At 39.9% G+C, this 15097-nt stretch carries 29 protein-coding genes and 1 pseudogene; all 30 read right to left on the reverse strand.

Going from position 1 to position 15097, the window contains the following annotated elements:
• Positions 1 to 226: 226 nt before the first annotated feature.
• On the reverse strand, positions 227 to 796 hold the full coding sequence (rplQ, locus tag A8B79_RS16370; RefSeq protein WP_066218263.1) for a 50S ribosomal protein L17: 570 nt from the start codon (positions 794 to 796) through the stop codon (positions 227 to 229).
• An 18-nt stretch (positions 797 to 814) separates the two neighbouring features.
• The gene (locus tag A8B79_RS03970) at positions 815 to 1786 is read right to left on the reverse strand and encodes a DNA-directed RNA polymerase subunit alpha (RefSeq protein WP_066218266.1); all 972 of its coding nucleotides are present in this window, start codon (positions 1784 to 1786) and stop codon (positions 815 to 817) included.
• 21 nt (positions 1787 to 1807) lie between these two features.
• Positions 1808 to 2413, reverse strand: a complete 606-nt coding sequence (gene rpsD, locus A8B79_RS03975) for a 30S ribosomal protein S4 (RefSeq protein ID WP_066218269.1) — start codon at positions 2411 to 2413, stop codon at positions 1808 to 1810.
• Between the two features lie 18 nt (positions 2414 to 2431).
• A complete protein-coding gene (gene rpsK, locus A8B79_RS03980) occupies positions 2432 to 2842 on the reverse strand; it encodes a 30S ribosomal protein S11 (RefSeq protein WP_066218272.1) in 411 nt (136 codons plus the stop codon).
• A 12-nt stretch (positions 2843 to 2854) separates the two neighbouring features.
• Entirely contained in the window at positions 2855 to 3232 is a 378-nt protein-coding gene (gene rpsM, locus A8B79_RS03985) for a 30S ribosomal protein S13 (protein WP_066218275.1), read from the reverse strand.
• A 17-nt stretch (positions 3233 to 3249) separates the two neighbouring features.
• A complete protein-coding gene (rpmJ, locus tag A8B79_RS15850; protein WP_071594720.1) occupies positions 3250 to 3366 on the reverse strand; it encodes a 50S ribosomal protein L36 in 117 nt (38 codons plus the stop codon).
• Between the two features lie 7 nt (positions 3367 to 3373).
• On the reverse strand, positions 3374 to 3592 hold the full coding sequence (gene infA, locus A8B79_RS03990) for a translation initiation factor IF-1 (protein ID WP_066218278.1): 219 nt from the start codon (positions 3590 to 3592) through the stop codon (positions 3374 to 3376).
• On the reverse strand, positions 3585 to 4394 hold the full coding sequence (gene map, locus A8B79_RS03995) for a type I methionyl aminopeptidase (RefSeq protein WP_066218283.1): 810 nt from the start codon (positions 4392 to 4394) through the stop codon (positions 3585 to 3587). Before map ends, infA begins: the two co-directional genes overlap by 8 nt.
• A 2-nt stretch (positions 4395 to 4396) precedes the next feature.
• The gene (gene secY, locus A8B79_RS04000; protein WP_066218286.1) at positions 4397 to 5707 is read right to left on the reverse strand and encodes a preprotein translocase subunit SecY; all 1311 of its coding nucleotides are present in this window, start codon (positions 5705 to 5707) and stop codon (positions 4397 to 4399) included.
• A 26-nt stretch (positions 5708 to 5733) separates the two neighbouring features.
• On the reverse strand, positions 5734 to 6183 hold the full coding sequence (gene rplO, locus A8B79_RS04005; RefSeq protein ID WP_066218289.1) for a 50S ribosomal protein L15: 450 nt from the start codon (positions 6181 to 6183) through the stop codon (positions 5734 to 5736).
• Between the two features lie 19 nt (positions 6184 to 6202).
• Positions 6203 to 6727, reverse strand: a complete 525-nt coding sequence (gene rpsE / locus A8B79_RS04010; protein WP_066218292.1) for a 30S ribosomal protein S5 — start codon at positions 6725 to 6727, stop codon at positions 6203 to 6205.
• Between the two features lie 16 nt (positions 6728 to 6743).
• Positions 6744 to 7079, reverse strand: coding sequence for a 50S ribosomal protein L18 (gene rplR / locus A8B79_RS04015; RefSeq protein ID WP_066218294.1), 336 nt, complete (start codon positions 7077 to 7079; stop codon positions 6744 to 6746).
• An 11-nt stretch (positions 7080 to 7090) separates the two neighbouring features.
• The gene (gene rplF, locus A8B79_RS04020; protein WP_066218297.1) at positions 7091 to 7645 is read right to left on the reverse strand and encodes a 50S ribosomal protein L6; all 555 of its coding nucleotides are present in this window, start codon (positions 7643 to 7645) and stop codon (positions 7091 to 7093) included.
• A 15-nt stretch (positions 7646 to 7660) separates the two neighbouring features.
• Positions 7661 to 8053 (reverse strand): 30S ribosomal protein S8, encoded by a 393-nt coding sequence (gene rpsH, locus A8B79_RS04025; protein ID WP_066218300.1) that lies wholly within the window; start codon positions 8051 to 8053, stop codon positions 7661 to 7663.
• Positions 8054 to 8072: 19 nt separating this feature from the next.
• A complete protein-coding gene (gene rpsN / locus A8B79_RS04030) occupies positions 8073 to 8342 on the reverse strand; it encodes a 30S ribosomal protein S14 (protein WP_066218303.1) in 270 nt (89 codons plus the stop codon).
• Between the two features lie 13 nt (positions 8343 to 8355).
• Complete coding sequence (gene rplE / locus A8B79_RS04035; RefSeq protein ID WP_066218306.1) at positions 8356 to 8907, reverse strand: 50S ribosomal protein L5; 552 nt, start codon at positions 8905 to 8907, stop codon at positions 8356 to 8358.
• A 16-nt stretch (positions 8908 to 8923) separates the two neighbouring features.
• Complete coding sequence (gene rplX, locus A8B79_RS04040; RefSeq protein ID WP_066218309.1) at positions 8924 to 9277, reverse strand: 50S ribosomal protein L24; 354 nt, start codon at positions 9275 to 9277, stop codon at positions 8924 to 8926.
• Positions 9278 to 9290: 13 nt separating this feature from the next.
• Complete coding sequence (rplN, locus tag A8B79_RS04045; protein WP_066218312.1) at positions 9291 to 9659, reverse strand: 50S ribosomal protein L14; 369 nt, start codon at positions 9657 to 9659, stop codon at positions 9291 to 9293.
• Positions 9660 to 9672: 13 nt separating this feature from the next.
• On the reverse strand, positions 9673 to 9936 hold the full coding sequence (rpsQ, locus tag A8B79_RS04050; protein ID WP_066218317.1) for a 30S ribosomal protein S17: 264 nt from the start codon (positions 9934 to 9936) through the stop codon (positions 9673 to 9675).
• Between the two features lie 14 nt (positions 9937 to 9950).
• On the reverse strand, positions 9951 to 10151 hold the full coding sequence (rpmC, locus tag A8B79_RS04055) for a 50S ribosomal protein L29 (protein ID WP_066218320.1): 201 nt from the start codon (positions 10149 to 10151) through the stop codon (positions 9951 to 9953).
• 11 nt (positions 10152 to 10162) lie between these two features.
• Complete coding sequence (gene rplP, locus A8B79_RS04060; RefSeq protein WP_066218323.1) at positions 10163 to 10585, reverse strand: 50S ribosomal protein L16; 423 nt, start codon at positions 10583 to 10585, stop codon at positions 10163 to 10165.
• Between the two features lie 19 nt (positions 10586 to 10604).
• Positions 10605 to 11360: a 30S ribosomal protein S3 gene (rpsC, locus tag A8B79_RS04065; RefSeq protein ID WP_066218325.1), complete on the reverse strand. Its 756-nt coding sequence runs from the start codon at positions 11358 to 11360 to the stop codon at positions 10605 to 10607.
• A gap of 12 nt (positions 11361 to 11372) precedes the next feature.
• Complete coding sequence (gene rplV, locus A8B79_RS04070; RefSeq protein ID WP_066218327.1) at positions 11373 to 11750, reverse strand: 50S ribosomal protein L22; 378 nt, start codon at positions 11748 to 11750, stop codon at positions 11373 to 11375.
• Between the two features lie 12 nt (positions 11751 to 11762).
• On the reverse strand, positions 11763 to 12032 hold the full coding sequence (rpsS, locus tag A8B79_RS04075; RefSeq protein WP_066218330.1) for a 30S ribosomal protein S19: 270 nt from the start codon (positions 12030 to 12032) through the stop codon (positions 11763 to 11765).
• Positions 12033 to 12043: 11 nt separating this feature from the next.
• Positions 12044 to 12874 (reverse strand): 50S ribosomal protein L2, encoded by an 831-nt coding sequence (gene rplB, locus A8B79_RS04080; protein WP_066218333.1) that lies wholly within the window; start codon positions 12872 to 12874, stop codon positions 12044 to 12046.
• 12 nt (positions 12875 to 12886) lie between these two features.
• Entirely contained in the window at positions 12887 to 13177 is a 291-nt protein-coding gene (rplW, locus tag A8B79_RS04085) for a 50S ribosomal protein L23 (RefSeq protein ID WP_066218335.1), read from the reverse strand.
• Positions 13174 to 13824 (reverse strand): 50S ribosomal protein L4, encoded by a 651-nt coding sequence (gene rplD, locus A8B79_RS04090; RefSeq protein WP_066218340.1) that lies wholly within the window; start codon positions 13822 to 13824, stop codon positions 13174 to 13176. Before rplD ends, rplW begins: the two co-directional genes overlap by 4 nt.
• 4 nt (positions 13825 to 13828) lie before the next feature.
• A complete protein-coding gene (rplC, locus tag A8B79_RS04095) occupies positions 13829 to 14467 on the reverse strand; it encodes a 50S ribosomal protein L3 (protein WP_066218343.1) in 639 nt (212 codons plus the stop codon).
• Positions 14468 to 14486: 19 nt separating this feature from the next.
• Positions 14487 to 14798: a 30S ribosomal protein S10 gene (gene rpsJ, locus A8B79_RS04100; protein ID WP_018128596.1), complete on the reverse strand. Its 312-nt coding sequence runs from the start codon at positions 14796 to 14798 to the stop codon at positions 14487 to 14489.
• Positions 14799 to 14812: 14 nt separating this feature from the next.
• Positions 14813 to 15097, reverse strand: a pseudogene (gene tuf, locus A8B79_RS04105) (elongation factor Tu); the annotation flags it as partial.

Consider the following 15097-nt stretch of genomic DNA (forward strand, 5'->3'; position numbering starts at 1 on the left):
CGCACAAACAATCTGTCTTATGCTTCAATAATTTCCAAAGAACTGCGTCACAAATTTCGCTTTTGCGACAGAAACCAAAGATAAGGGATGTTTAGATTTGATGCCAGTTTTATTTGAAATATTTTCACTTTTTTTTGACATCATGCGTTTCCTTATCAAATACAACGCATAAAAAAAGAAGTGCCTGATAAAATACCATACACTTCTTAAATTTTCTTAGAAAGAATTACTTCTTTTCTTCTTCGTTAGACTCTTCAGTTGCTTCTGTTTCCTTCTCTGATGTTTCTTCAACCTCAGCTTCAGCAACTACTTCTTGCTTCTCCTCTTCTGCAACTTCAGATTTAGTTTCTTCAGCTACAGCACTTGTAGGAGTGTTAGATTTTCCAGCTCTACGAGTTCTCTTCTTCTTGGTAGTTTTACCGCCTTCTGGTGCAACGTCATTGAAATCTACTAGTTCAATAATTGCCATCTCAGCAGCATCACCCTGACGATATCCGGTTTTGATAACACGTGTATATCCTCCGGGCCTGTCTCCAACTTTAGGACCTATTTCTGTAAACAATTGAGTTACAGCATCCTTGTTTTGTAGCGAAGAAAAGACTTGCTTTCTGTTGTGATGAGAATCTTCTTTGGCTCTTGTAATAAGAGGCTCAATAAATCCTCGAAGTTCTTTTGCTTTTGCAACGGTAGTGCTGATTCTATGCTCTCTGATAAGAGCCATAGATAAAGCTCTCATTGTGGCTTTTCTATGTGCTGCCGTACGGCTTAATTTTCTACCTTTTACTCTATGGCGCATTGTTTAATCCTCTACCGCTTAGTCTAAAAATTTTGATACATCCATTCCGAACTGAAGATTCTTCTCTTCAATAACTTCCTGAAGCTCAGTCAATGACTTCTTACCAAAGTTTCGGAATTTTAAAAGATCTTGTTCGTCACGAGCTACTAGCTCACCAATTGAATTGATGTTTGCTGACTTCAAACAGTTGTAAGCACGAACACTTAAGTTCAGATCTTCTATACTTGTTCGAAGCAGGTTAGCAACACGCTGTTTTTCAGCATCCACTTCTTCTTCTTCCTGAGTGAATTGCTCTTCAATTTTTTCAGTAATGAACTTTTCGATATGCTCTTTCAAAATCTTACCTGCAATAGTAAGAGCTTCTTTGGCATTTACTGATCCGTCAGTTTCAACGTCCATTACAAGTTTTTCGTAATCCGTTCTTTGTCCAACACGAACGTTCTCAACATCAAACTTAACTGATTTGATAGGAGTGAAAATTGCATCGATTGGAATAACGTTTACATCATCATCTTCCACAGTCATTTCTTCTGCAGGAACGTAACCTCTTCCTCTTCCAACACGAAGTTCAATTTCCAGCTCTGCATCGTCAGCTAAGTGCGCGATCACTAGATCCGGATTTAATACTTCATATTCTGCAGTTGCATCTGCAATGTCTTTTGCTGTTAATGTAGATCCACTTTTCTTAGAAATGTGAATTACACCACTGCTTTGCTCAACTTGCTTAAAGCGAACCTGCTTGAAGTTCAAAATGATTTCGTATACATCTTCCTTAACGCCTTTGATGCTGGAATACTCATGATCAACACCGTTAATTTTAACGGCTGTGATAGCGATTCCGGGAAGAGATGAAAGAAGTACTCTTCTAAAAGAGTTACCAATTGTTACACCAAATCCTCTTTCCATCGGTTGAAGTACAAACGTACCAAAGCTGTCGTCATCTTTAACGACATCTAAACTGTCTGGCATTTGGATACTGTAATTGCTCATATCAAAAATAAAATTTTAGAATTACTTAGAATAAAGCTCAACAATAAGCTGAACATTTATGTTTTCAGGTATTTCTTCCATTGTTGGAACGTATAACATCTTACCTGTTCGGGATTTAACGTCAGTCTCAACCCATTTGTATTTGTTTCTGGATGCACCGTCAAGAGCATCTTCTACAACTTCAAGATTTCTTGATTTAGGTCTCAATGAAATCACATCATTTGGCTTTACTGCGTAAGACGGAATATTTAATACTCCACCGTTTACAACAATATGCTTATGGCTTACCAACTGACGAGCTTGTCTTCTGGTTTTTGCAAAACCCATTCTGAAGACTGTGTTATCCAATCTGCTTTCCAAAAGTTGAAGCAGAATCTCACCGGTTACGCCTTCCTTAGCACTAGCAGCTTCATACAAATTGCGGAATTGTTTTTCCAGTAATCCATAAGTGTACTTTGCCTTCTGCTTTTCTTCAAGCTGAATTGCGTATTCCGATTTTCTGTTAAAACGGGATCTACCATGCTGTCCCGGACCGTAAGGTTTACGCTCTAATGCTTTACTAGGTCCAAAGATTGCTTCTTTGAATCGTCTAGCTTTTTTCTGTTTTGGGCCTCTATATCTTGCCATTATAAATAGACTTACTAATTAAACTCTTCTACGTTTCGGTGGGCGACATCCATTGTGTGGGATTGGAGTACGGTCTTTAATTGAAGACACATCCAAACCAGCACTAGACATTGCTCTAACAGCTGCTTCACGACCAGAACCCGGTCCTTTAACGAACACTTCAACTTTACGAAGCCCCATTTCATAAGCTGTTTTTGATGCTGTTTCAGCACTTAACTGAGCGGCATAAGGAGTATTTTTCCTTGAGCCTTTAAAACCTTCTTTACCTGCAGACGACCAAGCCAGCACGTTTCCGTCGGCATCAGTAATAGTAACAATTACATTATTGAAAGTAGCTTTTACAAAAGCCATTCCGTTAGGATCAGTTACCTGCTTCTTCTTTTTTCTTTTAGAAGCTGCACCTGAAGTTTTTGATTGATTCTTAGCCATAATTAAACTCTGTTATTTCGTTACTTTCTTTTTACCAGCAACTGTACGCTTTTTACCTTTACGGGTACGCGCATTAGTTTGTGTACGCTGCCCTCTTACCGGCAGTCCTCTACGATGACGAACACCTCTATAACTTCCAATTTCTATCAGACGTCTGATGTTCCCATTTACTTCACTTCGTAACGCACCTTCTACTTTAAATTCATCATCCAAAATTTGACGTAACTCAATTACTTGAGCTTCATCCCAATCCTGAACTTTGGTATCCGGATCAATTCCTACTCTTTCGAGCAACTGTCTCGAAGTAGTTAATCCTATTCCATGAATATAAGTAAGGCCTATAACGCCTCGTTTTTGTTTTGGTAAGTCAATTCCAGCAATACGTGCCATATATAAATGCTATTATATTAACCTTGACGCTGCTTATGGCGCGGGTTTTTCTTGTTTATTACGTACAAACGACCTTTACGTCTAACGATCTTGTCGTCTGAACTTCTTTTCTTAACTGAAGATCTTGTTTTCATATCTACCTTATTTGTATCTGTAAGTGATTCTACCCTTACTAAGATCGTACGGAGACATTTCTACCGCCACACGATCACCAGGTAATATTTTTATGTAATACATTCTCATTTTTCCTGAAACATGCGCAAGTAATTCATGTCCATTATCCAACTCTACCCTGAACTGGGCATTAGGCAATGCTTCTAAAATTACTCCGTCTTGTTTAATGGGCTCTTGTTTAGCCATGTGTCATTATTTTTTCATGTTTCTGTGAGAGCTCAGCAATATAATCAAAAGTACTGAGAATTTCAGCTTTTCCTTCCCGAACTACAATATCGTGTTCGAAATGAGCTGCCAGGCTCCCATCGGCTGTACAAACTGTCCAACCATCATTCAATGTCTTAACTCTCCATGATCCCATGGTAATCATAGGCTCAATTGCGAGAGTCATTCCTTCTCTTAGTCGTTCACCTTTTCCTTTTCTACCATAATTTGGTACTGAAGGATCTTCGTGAAGGGATTTTCCAATCCCATGTCCAACTAAGTCTTTTACTACTCCAAATCCATGACTTTCATTATGGACCTGGATCGCATTTGCAACATCACCCATCTTATTGCCGTGAGTTGCCTGCTCAATTCCTTTATATAATGATTCGAGTGTAACTCTTAACAATCGAATCGTATCATCATCACAATCGCCAACTGCGAAAGTAAATGCATGATCACCAAAATAACCGTTCATTTCTACTCCGCAATCCACAGAAACAATATCGCCTTCTTCAAGCTTTCTGCTTCCCGGAATTCCATGAACAACTTCATCATTTATCGAGATACATAATGTCCCCGGAAATTCATTTCCTTTAGGACCGTATCCTTTAAAAGCCGGACGAGCATTATGCTTTGCAATATACTCTTCTGCTACTAAATCTAACTTTCCGGTTTCAACCCCCGGTTCAATTAATCTACCTACTTCAGCAAGTGTTCGTGAGACGAGCAGAGCACTTTCGCGCATCTTTTCTATCTCATTTTCACTCTTCAGGTAAATCATTGTTATGCTCTTCTTCGGCCTTTAATCTTTCCGGTCTTCATAAATCCGTCGTAATGACGCATCATGAGGTGACTCTCAATTTGCTGAAGTGTATCTAATGCCACACCAACAATAATTAAAAGGCTTGTTCCACCATAGAACAATGCAAATCCCGGAGTAACTCCAAGAAGATTCGTTGCAATGGCTGGAAGAATTGCTACCAATGATAGAAATATAGATCCCGGTAATGTGATCTTTGTCAATATATTATCAATGAACTCTACAGTAGATTTACCCGGGCGTACACCAGGAATAAAACCACCTTGTCTTTTCATAGTATCTGCCATCTCTTTCGGATTAATGGCGATAGCTGTATAGAAAAATGTGAAAAACACACAGATGAAAAAGAAAATGATTGAGTACGTCCAGCCTGTAAAATCAGCAGACCATGCAGTTAAAAATTGTACCGTTTCATTTTCAGGAAAAAACTGTCCGATAGTACTCGGAATAAACATGATGGACTGCGCAAAGATGATCGGCATTACACCCGCAGCATTTACCTTAAGCGGCAAGTACTGAGTTGTGCCTCCGTATACTTTACGTCCAACCACTCTTTTTGCGTACTGAACAGGAATCTTACGAACGCCCTGAGTCAGCATTACAACCGCTGCAATTACTACGATCAACGCAGCCAATTCAATAATTACTAAAATTAAGTTCGTCTTAGTAGTAACTTCGTTGTAGAAGTTTGCAGGTAGTATCGCAATGATACCGATCATAATGATCAATGAAATACCATTTCCTATCCCACGATCCGTAATTCTTTCTCCTAACCACATCACAAATACTGTTCCCGCGGTCAATACGATCATTGCAGTTAAAGTGAATGCAAATTCATTTACTACGATGGCTTGTGGTGCTGTCGCAATCAAATTGATTGAGAATGCTATTGCCTGAAATGCTGTAATTACTACCGTTCCATATCGTGTAAGCTGTGTGATCTTACGCCGTCCTTCTTCACCTTCTCTTTGAAGTTTCTGGAAGTAAGGCACAATTGCTCCTGCAAGCTGAATGATAATCGATGCCGTAATGTAAGGCATGATTCCCAACGCAAACACACCCGCTCGCGAAAAGGCACCACCTACAAACAGGTCAAATAATCCTAATAAACTCGAAGCATCTCCCGCTCCTGCTATAAGTGCAGAGGCATCTACACCCGGTAGTGTAATGTAACTACCAACTCTGTAGACCATCAATATACCGATCGTATACAGAATTCGGTTCTTCAGGTCCTCGATTTTAAAAATATTGCGGAAGTTTTCTATAAGACTCATTAGCCCTTAGGTCCGATTAATTAGTTTTAGATTACGTTTACTTTTCCACCAGCTTTTTCAATCAACTCAACAGCTGATTTACTAGCAGCATGAACTTCAATTTCTACTTTTGTAGATATTTCGCCTCTTCCAAGCAACTTAATATGGTCGTTCTTATGAGCTAATCCTGCTGCAACTAAATCTGAAATTGTAATAGTTGCACCAAGCTTTCCAGCTTCAATGAATTCACCAACAGTTTGAACATTCAAAGGACGTGATTCTGATCTGTTCGGGTTTGTAAATCCAAACTTAGGAATTCGTCTTTGAAGTGGCATCTGACCACCTTCAAACCAAGGACGTCTTTTAAAACCGGAACGTGATTTTTGTCCGTTATGTCCACGACCTGATTGTTCACCGTGTCCAGATCCTTCACCGCGACCTACGCGTTTTCTGTTCTTATTATTCGGAGCCGGAGCTTTTAAATTATGTAGATCCATGATCAAAATTAATTAGGTATTAACCTTCAAATACTTTGTTAAGTGAAACGCCTCTTCTTTTAGCAACTTCAACCGGATCGGTTAATTCGCTAAGAGCTTTAAAAGCAGCTTTTACCATGTTGTGTGGGTTTGAAGAACCCTGAGATTTTGACAGAATGTTATGTACACCTGCAACATCCAGTAAATTCTTAACCGCTCCACCTGCAATTACACCGGTACCATCAGATGCAGGACGTAACAACACTTTTCCTGCTCCTGCTTTACCAACTACCGGATGGTAAATACTCTTTGTTTTTGTTAGTGGAATTCGGATCAGGTTCTTTTTTGCATTATCAAAACCTTTTTGGATAGCATCAGAAACTTCATTTGCTTTTCCAAGACCATGACCGCATACACCGTTTCCATCACCAACTACAACAATGGCGTTAAAACTAAATCTACGACCACCTTTAACTACTTTAGATACACGGTTAACGTGAACTAACTTTTCTTCCAAGTTAAGGTTCGCAGCTGGTACAGATTGTTTTCTTCTTACTTTAGGCATTGTTTAAACCGTTCGATTAAAACTGAAGACCACCATCGCGAGCGCCATCGGCAGCTGCTTTGATGATTCCATGATATTTGTATCCGCTTCTGTCGAATACTACTTTAGTAATTCCATTTTCTTTAGCAAGCTTTGCAATATCTTCGCCCGCTTTCTTAGCATTCTCTACCCCTTTCTTAACTTCAGTAGCCGCCAAAGTAGCGCCTTCCATGTCGTTAATTATCTGAAGGTAGGTGTTGCTGTTACTTTTGTAAACACATAGTCTTGGACGTTCTGCTGTTCCACGAATAGTAGAACTGATTCTGCGTCTTATCTTATTTCTACGTGCTGTTTTTTTTTGAGACTTGTTCATATCAAAATTCCTTATTTAGCAGCTGATTTACCGGCTTTACGTCTGATCTGCTCACCATAATATCTGATACCTTTACCTTTGTATGGTTCCGGCTTTCTGAATGAGCGAATTTTTGCGGCAACCTGACCTACTAATTCTTTGTCAATTCCTGAAATAACCAGGATCGGTTGCTTACTTGTTTTTGTGTCAACTTCAATTGAGATCCCTTCTGGTGGTACAAAGAAAATCGGATGAGAATAACCCAAGTTAAGTTCTAATAGGTCGCCACTCATTGCAGCTCTAAAACCAACTCCGTAGATCTCTAATTTTTTTGTATAACCTTCAGTTACTCCAACAACCATGTTGTTGATCAAAGCACGATATAAACCATGAAGAGCTCTGTCTTCTTTAATATCGCTTGCTCTTTTTACAATAACTTCGTTTTCATTTTTCTCAACCGAAATATTCGGATGAATTTTAAGCGTACTGGTACCTTTATCACCTTTTACAGTAATCATGTTGTCAGCACCAATGCTAAAATCAACTTTTTCGGTAAGTGGTACAGGTAATTTTCCTATTCGAGACATAATCTAAACTCTGTTTTAATAAATCGTGCAAAGTATCTCGCCGCCAACTTTCAGCTTGCGAGCTTCTTTATCTGTCATCACACCTTTTGAAGTAGATAAGATCACTACTCCCAAACCATTCTGAGCACGAGGAACATCACTGGAACCTTTATATACTCTTAATCCCGGCTTTGAGAAGCGTGTTAAGTCTTTAATTACAGGATGTCCATAAGAATCGTACTTAAGGAACATTCTGATAACACCTTGCTTACCATCTTCAATATTGATGAACTTTGAGATGTAACCTTTATCAACTAAGATCTTGGCCATTGCTCTTTTCAGCTTTGAAGCTGGAACATCAACTTTACGATGCCCTGCAGTTTGGGCATTTCGAATACGTGTTAAAAAATCTGCTATCGGATCGTTCATTTCTCTTCAGATATAATGTTTACCAGCTGGCTTTTCTAACGCCTGGTATCTTACCAGCTAAAGCCAATTCACGGAATTTAATTCTAGATACTCCATAGCGACCAACGTAACCACGGCTACGTCCGGTTATGCTACAACGGTTTCTTACACGAGTAGGACTAGCATTTCTGGGAAGTTTTTGCAAACCTTCATAATCGCCGGCTTCCTTCAAAGCTTTCCTTTTCTCAGCGTATTTTTCTACTGTTTTTTTACGTTTTTCGTTACGTGCTATCCAAGCTTTCTTAGCCATAATAGAGTATCTCTTAATTTCTGTTTTTGAATGGCATACCGAAATGCTTAAGCAAAGCGTATGCTTCTTCGTCAGTTTCTGCGGAGGTTACAAAAGTCACATCCATACCGTGCATTTTTGAAACCTTATCTGTATCAATCTCAGGGAAGATCGTGTGTTCTTTAATTCCCATTGTATAATTACCGCGTCCATCAAAGCTTTTATCAGGAACTCCTTGAAAGTCACGAGTTCTCGGTAAAGCTAAATTTACCAAACGGTCCAGGAATTCAAACATGATTCTACCGCGCAAAGTAACTTTACAACCAATTGGCATTCCTTCTCTCAACTTAAAGTTCGAGATCGATTTCTTAGCCTTGGTTTTAACAGGCATCTGACCTGTTATTTGCGCAATATTCTCAACAACAGTATCAAGTACTTTCTTGTCTTGAATTGCTTCCCCTACTCCTACGTTGATCACTATTTTTTGAAGTTTGGGGAGACTCATTTTGTTCTCGTATCCAAACTCTTCGGTCAACTTCGAAGTAATTTCTTCTTTGTATTGTGTGTATAGTCTTGCTTCAGCCATTTTATTTCACACTAAATTATTTATCCAAAATTTCGCCACTGGCCTTAGCATAACGAACCCAACGGCCACCGCCATCTTCTTCAATTCGCTTGCGACCAATTCTTGTTGGTTCTTTTGTTGTAGGGTCAATTACTTGAACATTTGAAATGTGTACTGAACCCTCTCTTTTTAAGCGACCACCTTGCTGGTTTTCCTGAGATGGTTTGTCATGGTGTGTTTTCATGTTTATACCTTCAACAAGAACTCTTTCCTTGTCTGGGTAAACCATAAGCACACGGCCTGTTTCACCAATATCTTTACCAGCGAGAATTTTAACTTCGTCGCCTTTCTTTACGTGCAATTTCTTTTGTTTATTAAACCTTCGTGGCATTACTCTAACCTCTTTAAAGTACTTCCGGAGCTAGTGACACAATCTTCATGAAACTCTTTTCTCGCAATTCGCGAGCAACAGGTCCAAAAATACGTGTGCCTACAGGCTCTTGGTCTTTGTTAATTACTACCGCAGCATTTTCATCAAAACGGATGTAACTACCATCCTTTCTGCGGTACTCTTTTTTAGTTCTAACTATTACGGCTTTTACAACGTCACCTTTCTTAACGTTACCGCCTGGTAGTGCAGTTTTTACTGAAGCTGAGATCAGATCTCCAACTCGTGCATATCGTCGGCGGGAATCTCCCAACACTTTGATACACATAACTTTTTTAGCTCCGCTGTTATCTGCTACCTGTAATACTGTTTGCGTTTGTACCATCGCTTATAAGTCCTTATTTAGCTTTTTCTACGATTGATACCAGGCGCCATGTCTTGCGCTTGGAAAGAGGACGGGTACTCATAATGTGAACCGTATCCCCAATATTCGCTTCATTGTTTTCGTCGTGTGCCATGTACTTCGTAGTCTTGGTGATAAACTTGCCATAAATAGCATGCTTAATCTGTCGATCTACAGCAACCGTGATGCTTTTATCCATCTTGTTGCTAACAACACGACCTGTTCGTTCTCTTCGTTGTGCTCTTTCTAATTCTGCCATAATGATCCTAACGCTTATTCAGCACTATTTTTTTCATTAATAATGGTTCTCAATCTGGCAACTTCACGTCTGTGATTTGTGATACGAGCAGGATTTTCCAGCTGTCCGGTTACCGATTTTGAAAACTTTAATTTTTGTAGTGCTTCCGCTTCATCTTTCAAACGTGCACTTAATTCAGTAATAGATAAATCTCTTAATTCATGCGCTTTACTCATCGTACCGCCTCCTATTTACCTACGTAGTCTCTACGAACTACGAATTTAGTTTTAATTGGAAGCTTGTGAGATGCACGACGCATAGCTTCACGAGCTCTTTCTTCAGTTACACCGGCTATTTCAAATAAAATTCTGCCCGGCTTAACAACTGCAACCCAGTGATCCAAAGCACCTTTACCTTTACCCATACGAGTTTCGGCTGGTTTACTTGTCATTGGTTGATCCGGGAAAATACGAATGAACGTTTGCCCGTCACGCTGCAAAGAACGTGCAATAGCAATACGGCAAGCCTCGATCTGACGAGACGTAATAAACTTAGGTTCCATTGCTTTCAGAGCGAAATCACCAAAATTAATTTGATGTCCTCTGTTCGCATTTCCTTTAAGCTTAGCGCGATGTACTCTACGGCGTTTTACTCTTTTTGGCTCTAACATCGTTATCTATCTAGCTGTGTTAATTATTTTGTCTATTTCGGTTTCTGCTACGACGACGGTTGTTTCTCTTACCGCGATCGTCTCCACCTCTTCGGCCTCTTTTTGATTCTGCTTCCTTAGCTGCTTGCGCGCCAGGAGTTAAATCAACATCACCGATAATTTCACCTTTAAAGATCCAAACACTTACACCAATTGAACCATAAATAGTATTGGCAGTTGTGTTCCAGTAATCGATATCCGCTCTAATTGTATGTAACGGAATCTGACCTTCTTTGTACTGCTCGGTACGAGCCATTTCAGCTCCACCCAAACGACCAGCACATCTTACTTTAATTCCTTTTGCTCCCATTCTCATTGCAGAAGCAATCGCAGTTTTCATCGCTCTTCTGAAAGAAACACGACTTGTCAACTGTTGACCAATATTCTGTGCAACTAAACTCGCATCAAGCTCAGGTCTTTTAATTTCACTTACGTTGATCTGAACTTCTTTGCTTGTGATTTTTTTCAGCTCTTCACGAAGCAATTCGATCTGCTCACCACCTTTACCGATGATAACACCCGGACGGCTTGTTCTAAGAGTTAAAAGAATACGCTTAGGAGTTCTTTCAATAATAACGTTTGATAGTCCACCATTGCGAAGACGTGCACGTAAATACTCACGTAGCTTTTCATCTTCCATGATAAGATTTGGCTGGTTATCATCTGAATACCAGTTAGAATCCCATCCTTTAATGATGCCTAATCTAAAACCTGTTGGATTTGTCTTTTGTCCCAAGTTACTACCCGTTTAGTTTTTTACAGTTTCTTCGTCACGCTTTGCTACAACAACTGTGATGTGGCAACTACGTTTATTAATACGATGAGCTCTACCCATTGGAGCCGGCTGAATTCTTTTCAACGTTACTCCTTCATCAACATAGATAGTTTTAACTACTAAGTTCTCATCATCAAAACGCTCTTCCTGAAATTTGTCACGCAAATTAGCCGCTGCTGATTTAATCACTTTCGCAACTTCAGCCGCTGAACCTTTCTTTGTGAATTCAAGTCTCTTTAGAGCTTTGTCAACTTGAGATCCTCTTACTGCATCAGCAACTAATCTTACTTTGCGAGGAGCTCTTCTTAAATGTCTTTGCACTGCGCGTGCTTCTAAAACTGGTGTATCCATTTCTAAATTACCTTATTTAGCCTTTTTCATTGGGTGACCACGGAAAGTTCTTGTAGCCGCAAACTCACCAAGCTTATGTCCTACCATCTCATCTGTTATAAAAACAGGAATGAATTGTTTGCCATTATGTACTGCAATAGTAAGACCGATAAAATCCGGAGTTACTAAAGAGGATCTAGACCAGGTCTTGATCACTTTTTTACTACTTGCTTCGTTAGCAGCGTCAATTTTACGCTGAAGCTTGTAGTCTACAAAAGGCCCTTTTTTTAATGAACGTGGCATACTTTATTTCTTTATTTCTTAGCTTTTCTTCTTCTAATAATGTACTTAGAAGACAACTTCTTGCGGTTTCTTGTTTTCTTACCTTTGGCCATTTGTCCCCAAGGCGAACGTGGGTGCCCTCCGGAAGATTTACCTTCTCCACCACCCATCGGGTGATCAACCGGGTTCATTGCAACACCACGAGTTTGAGGACGACGACCCAACCAACGGCTACGTCCTGCTTTACCTTTCGTAGTGTTCATGTGATCAGGATTACTTGTGGTACCAACGGTAGCCATACAAGTACCTAAGATCATGCGAACTTCGCCAGAAGGAAGTTTCACACTTACATATTTTTCCTGCTTACCCAGCAACTGTGCAACCGTTCCTGCTCCTCTACAAAGAATTCCACCTCTTCCCGGAGTCAATTCAATGTTATGGACAAAAGTACCCGGAGGCATAAATCTCAGTTGAAGAGCATTACCCATATCCGGCTCTACTCTCTCTCCTGAAATAATGGTATCTCCTACTTTAAGACCATTTGGAGCAATAATATATCTTTTTTCACCATCAGCATAAGCAAGTAGTGCAATACGGGCAGTTCTGTTCGGATCGTACTCGATCGTTTGAACTTTAGCCGGTATATCAAACTTGTTTCTTTTGAAGTCAATGATACGGTACTTACGCTTATGACCTCCACCTCTGTGACGAGATGTTTTTCTACCGTGATGATTACGTCCACCGGATTGATGCTTACCAGCTGTTAAACTCTTTTGAGGAGATGAAACAGTAACATCATCAAATACAGGAGCAATTCTGTGCCTGGTTCCCGGAGTGTTTGGTTTTAATTTCTTTGTAGCCATAACTATTCAGATCTATACTTCTTCAAAGAAGTCGATTTCGCCTTCTCTTAATGTTACGATTGCCTTTTTCCAGGTTTTAGTTCTTCCACCCTGATAACCACTTTTTGTAAATCTGCCTTTCGGCTTAGATGGCATAATCATTGTGTTCACTTTAGCAACTTTAACGCCCGGATAAGTTGCTTCAACAGCAGCTTTGATCTCAGGTTTGTTTGCTTTTTGAGCAACTTCAAAAGTTACTTTACCGCTTTCTTCCTGGATGCGGCTTAATTTCTCGGTAATTACCGGTCTGATTAGGATACTCATGCTGCAGCCTCTTCAGTTTTAGGTTGAATTGTTGATTCAAGAATAGATACTGCGCTTTCCTGAATTACAATCATATCTGCATTCAATATTTGGTAAGTATTAGGCTTGTTAGCCTCTACAACACTTACTCCAAGAATATTTCTGGCAGATTTAAAAATGTTCATATCTGTTTCAGAAGTGATGATCAATACTTTCTTGCCATCTAATTTGAAAGATGAAAGCATATTTGCTACTTCAGAAGTTTTTGGAGCTTCAAAAGTGAAGTCCTTTACAACAGTGATAGCTTCTTTAGATGCTTTTACTGAAAGCGCTGACTTTCTAGCCAATTGAATAACTTTCTTATTCAATTTGAAACTGTAATCGCGTGGCTGTGGTCCAAACATGGTTCCACCACCTCTAAGAATACCAGCTTTTATATCACCTCTACGGGCATTACCGGTTCCTTTCTGACGATACATCTTCTTTGTACTACCGGTTACTTCACTACGACCTTTTGTCTTGTGAGTTCCCTGACGTTTGTTCGCCATATGACGACGTACATCTTCGTATAAAGCAGTTTCGTTAGGCTCAATTGCAAAAATTGAATCGCTAAGCTCAGCTTTCTTACTTGTTTTGCTTCCGTCTATTTTATAAATATCTAATTTCATGATCTTAGTATGCTGACGGTTTCGATAATAATTCTACGTATCCACCATTAGGACCAGGAATAGCTCCGGTGATCAAAACCAAATCTGACTCAGTAATGATCTTGGCAACACTCAGGTTCTTAACCTTAACTCTTGTATTTCCGTGCTGTCCACCCATTTTCATTCCTTTAAATACACGCGCAGGATCTGAAGCTCCACCAATAGAACCGGGAGCTCTTAATCTGTTATGCTGACCGTGAGTTTCATCACCAACACCACTAAAGTTGTGTCGCTTGATAACTCCGGTGAATCCACGTCCTTTCGAAGTTCCTGCAACGTCAATTACGTCGCCAACTTGAAATACGTCTTCTGCTTTCAGCTCATCGCCTACATCAAGTCCTTCAGGAAGAAAATCTCTGAATTCTTTAACTACGGCTTTAGTTTCTGAACCTGCTTTATCAAAATGTCCTTTTACAGACTTAGATACGTTCTTTGCTTTTCTGTCAAAAGAAGAAAGTTGAACAGCATTGTAGCCATCAGTTTCTTCGGTTTTGATTTGGGTTATTACAGAAGCTGGAACTTCAACAACAGTAACGGGAATACTTCTTCCCTGGCTGTCAAAGACGCTTGTCATCCCAATTTTTTTTCCTACCAAACCACTCATCGTGTTCTGATCCTTTCAGTTAAACTTTAATTTCTACATCTACACCTGATGGAAGCTCAAGCTTCATCAAAGCGTCTACTGTTTGTGAACCTGTTGAAAGAATATCGATCAAACGTTTGTGAGATCTGTATTCAAACTGCTCGCGAGACTTTTTGTCTACGAACACAGACTTGTTAACAGTAATTATACTTTTGCGCGTTGGTAGCGGGATTGGACCCGATACAACTGCTCCGGTTGATTTCACAGTCTGAATAATCTTTTCAGCTGATTTGTCGATCAGGTTATGATCGTATGATTTCAACTTTATTCTGATTTTTTGTTGTGTTGCCACGGATCAGAACCTCTTTAGTCTAAAATTTTAGTTACCACACCAGCACCTACGGTACGTCCACCTTCGCGGATCGCAAAACGCAGGCCTTCTTCCATTGCTACCGGCTGGATCAGTGTTACAGAGAGCTTTACATTATCTCCCGGCATCACCATCTCCACTCCACTCGGAAGCTCACAGGAGCCCGTTACATCCGTTGTACGGAAGTAAAACTGTGGACGGTATCCTTTGAAGAATGGCGTGTGTCTTCCACCTTCGTCTTTGCTTAGTACATATACCTCACAATCAAACTGCTTGTGTGG

The sequence above is a fragment of the Balneola sp. EhC07 genome, assembly GCF_001650905.1.
Taxonomy (GTDB): Bacteria; Bacteroidota; Rhodothermia; order Balneolales; family Balneolaceae; genus Balneola.